This window comes from Anaerotignum faecicola, from assembly GCA_024460105.1.
Taxonomy (GTDB): Bacteria; Bacillota; Clostridia; order Lachnospirales; family Anaerotignaceae; genus JANFXS01.
Map to the genome: position 1 here is coordinate 1 of JANFXS010000660.1, position 377 is coordinate 377.

General features: G+C 47.2%; 1 protein-coding gene. It reads left to right on the forward strand.

Annotation, left to right across the window (positions count from 1 at the left end; translation table 11 throughout):
- Positions 1-59: 59 nt before the first annotated feature.
- Positions 60-377 (forward strand): glycoside hydrolase family 57 (locus tag NE664_15895; GenBank protein MCQ4728117.1); only part of this gene is annotated, 318 nt, incomplete at its 3' end.

Genomic DNA, 377 nt, shown 5'->3' on the forward strand with positions numbered 1-377 from the left:
ATACAAGATGGCGAAGGGCGAGGATGTATTTAAAATAATCTTTGATTGGAGCAAATAATATGAGGCCTAAAGTTATTTTTCTTCCACATGCGAATATCCAGTATTCCCAGCTGAAAATGGAACGGCGGGAATGGGTCGTGAAAAACTGCTATGAAAAGCTGTTTGACCTGGTTCGGGACAATCAGTATAAAATAGGATTTGAGGCCAGCGGCAAGACGCTGAATGAAATAGAGAGGCTGGCTCCAGAGGTCATGGAAAAGCTGAAGGCGCTGATTCTGGACGGTCAGGTGGAGCCGGTGGCATCCCCGTATACACATCTGATGATGGGAAATGTGCCGCGTGAGGTGGCGGTACATACATTGCTAAGGAGCCTGGAC